The organism is Pseudomonas sp. 18.1.10, from assembly GCF_024655625.1.
GTDB lineage: Bacteria > Pseudomonadota > Gammaproteobacteria > Pseudomonadales > Pseudomonadaceae > Aquipseudomonas.
Genome location: NZ_JANLGL010000286.1, coordinates 1 through 5,611, shown reverse-complemented (window position 1 = coordinate 5,611; position 5,611 = coordinate 1). Strand labels below are relative to the sequence as shown.

Here is a 5,611-nt window from a genome sequence, read left to right as displayed (position 1 = left end):
CCCCCCCCCCCCCCCCCCCCCCCCCCCCCCCCCCCCCCCCCCCCCCCCCCCCACAGGGGGTTCAGCAGTGCTTGCGGGATTTGGTCAGTCTTCGAATTCGCGGCGTTCAGCTTCGATGGCTTCGGCCAATGCGCGGGCTTCCGCTTCTTCGTCGCTCAAGGCCGGCTGTTCGAGGGCGGCGACGGTGGCCAGGAGTTTTTCGCGGGCTTCGGCAACGCCAAGGATGTCTTCCTCGGGTTCAGGCTCTGGCTCGGGCTCAACATTTTCAAGGGCTTCAGGTTCGACCGCACCGTCACGCAACAAATCATCAAAGTCGGTCTTGATGCCCTGCTCCATGTCGTCCAGCTCCAACAACAAGGTGTGGAAGCTGGTTTCGTCCTTCGGCTCTTCCGGCTCGGCGCTGGCATCGGCCAGCTCTTGCAGGCTGGCGGGCACCGGCGCGTCGTCGAAGTCCAGCACCGGGTCTGGCTCCATCTCGCGCAACTCGGCCAGCGGCGGCAAGTCGTCGAGGTTTTTCAGGTTGAAGTGGTCGAGGAACACCTTGGTGGTGGCAAACATCGCCGGTTTGCCCGGCACGTCACGGTAACCGACGATGCGAATCCACTCGCGCTCCAGCAGCGTCTTGACGATATGGCTGTTGACCGCCACCCCCCGCACGTCCTCGATCTCGCCCCGGGTGATTGGCTGGCGATAGGCGATCAGCGCCATGGTCTCCAGCATCGCCCGCGAATAACGCTGCGGGCGTTCTTCCCACAAGCGGCCGACCCATGGGGAAAATTTCTCACGGATCTGCAGGCGATAACCCGAAGCCACTTCCCGCAACTCAAATGCACGGCCGTCGCAGGATTTGCGCAGGATCTCCAGCGCCTTCTTGAACACGGGCGGCTCAGGGCGTTCGGCTTCTTCAAAGAGTTCGAACAGGCGCTCCAAGGATTGCGGCTTGCCCGAGGCCAGTAGAAAGGCCTCCAGCAACGGGGCCAGTTCGCGGGGTTCAGTCAGATTCATCGATTCAGCTCTTTATTCGGCTCGCGCCCGCACGTGGATAGCCGCAAAAGGCTCATTCTGGACCAGCTCGACCAAGGATTCCTTGACCAGTTCAAGCACCGCCATAAAGGTCACCACCACCCCCAGGCGCCCTTCTTCTTTGGTGAACAGCTCGACAAACGGCACAAAACCACCGCCCTTGAGGCGCTCCAGCACATCGCTCATGCGCTCGCGGGTGGACAGCGCCTCGCGGCTGACCTGATGGCTTTCAAACATATCGCCACGGCGCAGTACTTCGGCCATGGACATCAGCAGTTCTTCCAGGCTCACATCCGGCAACAGTTTGCGCGCGCGGGCCTCGGGGGCATCCAGCTTGGGCACCACCACATCGCGGCCGACGCGGCTCAAGCCGTCGATACCTTCGGCAGCGGCCTTGAAGCGCTCGTACTCTTGCAGGCGGCGGATCAGTTCGGCACGCGGGTCGTCTTCCTCGGCTTCCACCGTCTCCGAACGCGGCAGCAGCATGCGCGACTTGATCTCGGCGAGCATCGCGGCCATTACCAGGTACTCGGCGGCCAGCTCCAGGCGCACCGACTGCATCAATTCGACATAGCCCATGTACTGGCGGGTGATTTCCGCCACCGGGATGTCGAGGATGTTGATGTTCTGCTTGCGGATCAGGTACAGCAACAAGTCCAGCGGGCCTTCGAAGGCTTCGAGGAAGACTTCCAGCGCATCCGGCGGAATGTACAGGTCCAGCGGCATTTCCAGCACGGCCTGGCCATACACCATGGCAAACGGCAGTTCCTGCTGGGCGCCGGCCTGGCTATCGACGGTTTCCACGGCGGACATTCAGGCCTCGACCATGAACGGCGCCGGATCGCCGCAACCGACGCGGATCACTTCCGGCTCGCCATCGGCCAGGTTAATCACGGTGGACGCTTTATTGCCGCCGAAACCACCGTCGATAATCAGGTCGACCTGTTTTTCCAGGAGTTGGCGCATTTCGTACGGATCTTCCAGCGGCTCGGTGTCACCGGGCATGATTAGCGACACGCTCATCAACGGTTCACCCAGCTCTGCCAGCAATGCCAGGGCAATGGGATGCTCGGGCACCCGCAGGCCGATGGTGCGTTTCTTCGGGTGCAGCAACAGGCGCGGCACTTCGCGGGTGGCGTTCAGAATAAAGGTGTAGGGCCCCGGCGTGTGCGCCTTGAGCAGGCGGAAGGTGCCGGTGTCGACCTTGGCGAACAACCCGAGCTGGGACAGGTCGCTGCAAATCAGGGCGAAGTTGTGATTCTTGTCCAGGTCCCGCAGGCGTCTTACGCGCTCCACTGCACCTTTGTCGCCGATCTGGCAACCGATGGCATAGGACGAATCCGTTGGATAGATCACCACGCCACCGGCGCGAATGATCTCCACGGCCTGTTTTATCAGGCGCGCCTGGGGGTTCTCCGGGTGAATCTGGAAGAATTGACTCACGTGTTCTACCTGTTCAGACGGTGGCAGTAATGGGGTCATGCTTGAATCGCCCCGACAAGAGCGGCAGGTCTTCAGGTACCTGGCGATACTCGCCGATTTCGGACCACCCACCTGGGCCATGAAAATCACTGCCGGCGCTGACCAGCAGACCAAATTCGCGGGCAAGAATAGCCAGGCTGCCGACCTGTTCAGCGGGTTGATGCCCATTGACCACTTCGATCGCGTGGCCGCCCGCTCCAATATAGTCGCTGATCAGCTTGCGACGCTTGCTGCGGGTGAAATCGTAATGCCACGGGTGCGCCAGGCTGACCCAGGCCCCGGCAGCGCGCAAGGTCGCGACGGTGTCTTCGAGGGTCGGCCAGTGTTGCTTGACGTCACCCAGCTTGCCCGCGCCCAGCCATTTGCGGAAGGCTTCGGCGCGGTCCTTGACGAAACCCTCGCGCACCATCCAGTCAGCGAAGTGCGGGCGGGCCGGCGCGTTGCCGCTGTCGCCCAGCTCCTGCTGGATCGCCCGGGCGCCGTCGAGGGCATTGGGCATGCCCTTGAGGCTGAGTTTGCGGCTGATTTCTTCGGAGCGCAGCCAGCGGCCATCATGCAAAGCGGCGATGGCGGCCACCAGCGGTGCGGCGGTTTGATCGAAACCGTAGCCGAGCACATGAATGGTGGCGCCGCCCCAGGTGCAGGACAATTCCACGCCGTTGACCAGTTGCATGCCCAGCGCCTGCGCGGCTTCGCGAGCCTCGTCGAGGCCTTCGAGGGTGTCGTGGTCGGTCAACGCCAGGACTCGCACGCCTTTTTCAAACGCACGCGCAACCAGTACCGCGGGCGCCAGGGCGCCGTCGGAGGCCGTGCTGTGGCAGTGCAAATCAACATTCACGGGGATGTGTAACCTCAAGTCAGCTGGCGCTTTCGCTACCTAGGATGTTTGTTATTATGCCGCCACATCCAGCTTCTGGCTCTTACTGTGAAACAATTCATCGACTTCATCCCGCTGTTGCTGTTTTTCATCGTTACCAAAATCGATCCTCGGGTCCTCGATATCGCCGGTCACCCGGTCTCATTCGGAGGCATCTACAGCGCCACCGCCGTCCTGATCGTCAGTTCCATCGTCGTCTACGGCGCCATCTTCATCTCCCAGCGCAAGCTGGAAAAAAGCCAATGGCTGACCCTGGTCGCCTGCCTGGTCTTTGGCGGCCTGACCCTGGCCTTCCACAGCGAAACCTTCCTCAAATGGAAAGCGCCGGTGGTCAACTGGCTGTTCGCCCTGGTCTTTATCGGCAGCCACTTCATCGGTGACCGCCTGCTAATCAAGCGGATCATGGGCCATGCGCTGACCCTGCCGGAGCCGGTGTGGACGCGCTTGAACGTCGCCTGGATCGTGTTCTTCCTGTTCTGCGGCGCCGCCAACCTGTTCGTGGCCTTTACCTTCCAGGACTACTGGGTCGACTTCAAAGTGTTCGGCAGCCTGGGCATGACCGTGTTGTTCCTGGTCGGCCAGGGCATCTACCTGTCGCGCCACCTGCATGACGCCGCCCCTACCACGCCAAAAACCGAGGACTGACATGCTCTACGCCATCATTGCCACCGACGTCGCCAACTCGCTGAAAAAACGCCTGAGCGTGCGCCCCGCCCACGTCGAGCGTCTCAAGCAGCTGCAAGCAGAAGGCCGCCTCGTGTTGGCCGGCCCGCACCCGGCCGTAGACAGCAATGACCCGGGCGACGCCGGTTTCAGCGGTAGCCTGATCGTCGCCGAGTTCGCGTCCCTGGCAGACGCCCAGGCCTGGGCCAAGGCCGATCCGTATATCGCCGCTGGCGTTTATGCCGACGTCGTGGTCAAGCCGTTCAAGCAAGTCCTGCCTTGACCCGAACCTGTGCCGGACCGTTTACGTTCGGCACACGCCTAATTGCTCATTATTCTCGGTAACCTGCCGACAACGATCTGAATATTCGTGTGGAATCAGGAGTTCCGATGCGCTTACGTCAGTTGTGTCTGTTGGCAGTGTTATTGATCGGGGCTACGGCCCACGCGGAAGAAACCCCGAACATCGGCAATTCGACGCCCCTGTCGTTGAGTGCCGGCAGCCAGATCAGCGAGTTGCAGCAACGCTTGAAAGACAGCGAGCGGCAACGTGAAGAACTGAGCAAGCAGCTGCAAAATGCGGACGCTACCCGCGAAAGCGCGCAATTAAGTCGCCTTCGCCAAGAGAACCAACGCCTGTCCCAGCAACTCAAAGAGACACAGGGCGGTGCCTTGACCCGTTGGCTGACCGAGCAACAACAATGGTTTGTCACCGGTGGGGCCGTCGCACTGATCGCCTTGCTGTGCGGGATCTTCGCCAGCGGTGGGCACCGTCGCCGTCGACAATGGCTAAATTGAGTGAGTCATGAGCGAGCTGTTACTGATAGATGATGACCAGGAGCTCTGTGAGCTGCTGACCAGTTGGTTGAGCCAGGAAGGCTTTCAGGTGCGCGCCTGCCATGACGGCTTGAGCGCACGCAAAGCCTTGGCTGAAACGGCGCCGGCCGCCGTGGTGCTGGACGTGATGCTGCCCGATGGCAGCGGCCTGGAGTTGCTCAAGCAACTGCGCACCGATCACCCGGACTTGCCCGTGCTGATGCTGTCGGCCCGGGGCGAACCGCTGGACCGCATCCTCGGCCTGGAACTCGGCGCCGACGATTACCTGGCCAAGCCGTGCGACCCACGTGAATTGACCGCCCGCCTGCGCGCGGTGCTGCGCCGCAGCCACCCGGCCGCCGTGTCTACGCAAATGGAACTGGGCGACCTGTGCTTCAGCCCGGTGCGCGGCGTGGTCAGCATCGACGAGCAGGAATTCACCCTTACCGTCTCCGAAAGCCGCCTGCTGGAAGCCTTGCTGCGCCAGCCCGGCGAGCCGCTGGACAAACAGGAACTGGCGCAGATCGCCCTCGGCCGCAAGCTGACCCTTTACGATCGCAGCCTGGACATGCACGTCAGCAACCTGCGCAAAAAGATCGGTCCCCACCCGGATGGCCGGCCACGGATCGTGGCGTTGCGTAGCCGTGGGTACTACTACGCCCCCTGAGCATCAACACTATTCCTGTAGAGCGGGCTTATGTGGGAGCGGGCTTGCTCGCGAAGGCGGTGTGTCAGCCAATGAACTGCTGC

General features: G+C 62.1%; 8 protein-coding genes. 4 read left to right on the top strand and 4 right to left on the bottom strand.

Annotation, left to right across the window (positions count from 1 at the left end; translation table 11 throughout):
* Window positions 1-84 precede the first annotated feature (84 nt).
* The 4 genes from scpB to NUV89_RS26970 form a co-directional block, all read right to left on the bottom strand.
* Window positions 85-1,005 carry an SMC-Scp complex subunit ScpB gene (scpB, locus tag NUV89_RS26985; RefSeq protein WP_257783711.1) on the bottom strand — a complete coding sequence of 307 codons (921 nt, stop codon included), beginning with the start codon at window positions 1,003-1,005 and terminating at the stop codon, window positions 85-87.
* Between the two features lie 12 nt (window positions 1,006-1,017).
* Window positions 1,018-1,716 carry a ScpA family protein gene (locus NUV89_RS26980; RefSeq protein WP_177325347.1) on the bottom strand — a complete coding sequence of 233 codons (699 nt, stop codon included), beginning with the start codon at window positions 1,714-1,716 and terminating at the stop codon, window positions 1,018-1,020.
* A gap of 120 nt (window positions 1,717-1,836) precedes the next feature.
* Window positions 1,837-2,466: an L-threonylcarbamoyladenylate synthase gene (locus NUV89_RS26975; RefSeq protein ID WP_257783710.1), complete on the bottom strand. Its 630-nt coding sequence runs from the start codon at window positions 2,464-2,466 to the stop codon at window positions 1,837-1,839.
* Window positions 2,467-2,479: 13 nt separating this feature from the next.
* Window positions 2,480-3,343, bottom strand: a complete 864-nt coding sequence (locus NUV89_RS26970) for a PHP domain-containing protein (RefSeq protein ID WP_257783709.1) — start codon at window positions 3,341-3,343, stop codon at window positions 2,480-2,482.
* 87 nt (window positions 3,344-3,430) lie between these two features.
* Here NUV89_RS26970 and NUV89_RS26965 point away from each other — a divergent pair, with 87 nt between their 5' ends.
* The 4 genes from NUV89_RS26965 to NUV89_RS26950 all read left to right on the top strand — a co-directional run bounded on the left by NUV89_RS26965 (window position 3,431) and on the right by NUV89_RS26950 (window position 5,528).
* Window positions 3,431-4,027 carry a septation protein A gene (locus NUV89_RS26965; protein ID WP_257783708.1) on the top strand — a complete coding sequence of 199 codons (597 nt, stop codon included), beginning with the start codon at window positions 3,431-3,433 and terminating at the stop codon, window positions 4,025-4,027.
* A 1-nt stretch (window position 4,028) separates the two neighbouring features.
* On the top strand, window positions 4,029-4,328 hold the full coding sequence (locus NUV89_RS26960) for a YciI family protein (RefSeq protein WP_257783707.1): 300 nt from the start codon (window positions 4,029-4,031) through the stop codon (window positions 4,326-4,328).
* 107 nt (window positions 4,329-4,435) lie between these two features.
* Window positions 4,436-4,843, top strand: a complete 408-nt coding sequence (locus tag NUV89_RS26955) for a translation initiation factor 2 (RefSeq protein WP_257783706.1) — start codon at window positions 4,436-4,438, stop codon at window positions 4,841-4,843.
* Between the two features lie 7 nt (window positions 4,844-4,850).
* Complete coding sequence (locus NUV89_RS26950) at window positions 4,851-5,528, top strand: response regulator transcription factor (RefSeq protein ID WP_257783705.1); 678 nt, start codon at window positions 4,851-4,853, stop codon at window positions 5,526-5,528.
* The last annotated feature ends 83 nt before the right edge of the window (window positions 5,529-5,611 follow it).

Bases quoted from the DNA above. Each gene is read 5' to 3' on its own strand.
- NUV89_RS26955 (WP_257783706.1), top strand. From the start codon at position 4,436: ATGCGCTTACGTCAGTTGTGTCTGTTGGCAGTGTTATTGATCGGGGCT.
- scpB (WP_257783711.1), bottom strand. From the start codon at position 1,005: ATGAATCTGACTGAACCCCGCGAACTGGCCCCGTTGCTGGAGGCCTTT.
- NUV89_RS26950 (WP_257783705.1), top strand. From the start codon at position 4,851: ATGAGCGAGCTGTTACTGATAGATGATGACCAGGAGCTCTGTGAGCTG.
- NUV89_RS26960 (WP_257783707.1), top strand. From the start codon at position 4,029: ATGCTCTACGCCATCATTGCCACCGACGTCGCCAACTCGCTGAAAAAA.